This is a genomic window from Pauljensenia sp. UMB3104 (assembly GCF_030217285.1).
Classification (GTDB): domain Bacteria; phylum Actinomycetota; class Actinomycetes; order Actinomycetales; family Actinomycetaceae; genus Pauljensenia.
Genome location: NZ_JASONN010000183.1, coordinates 1 through 306, shown reverse-complemented (window position 1 = coordinate 306; position 306 = coordinate 1). Strand labels below are relative to the sequence as shown.

The following is a 306-nucleotide window of genomic DNA, read 5'->3' as shown; positions in this document are numbered from 1 at the left end:
GAGTTTGAATGCGCAGACGCATAACTGTACTTGGTGCCCTCGCCATCGTTGCCACACTGACAGCATGCGGCGGAAATTCGCCGTCCGGCCAGTCCTCAGACGGTGTTGACGCGGAACAGTCCGCCATCGGACAGTCTGCTTCGGACGGTGCTGCAACCGTTGGATCCCTCACTATCTGGGCAGATGACACCCGAACCGGGCCGCTGAAAGAACTCGCGAAAGATTTCACTGCTCAAACGCAAATTGACGTCAATATCTTCTCCAAGTCCAACGACACCATGTCGAAAGACTTCATCGCGCAGGTAC

At 55.6% G+C, this 306-nt stretch carries 1 protein-coding gene; it reads right to left on the bottom strand.

Translation table 11 applies throughout. The annotated features are described in order from the left end of the window. Positions 1-95: 95 nt before the first annotated feature. The coding region (locus QP415_RS11285; protein ID WP_285100126.1) for a hypothetical protein at positions 96-306 on the bottom strand (211 nt) is incomplete at its 5' end.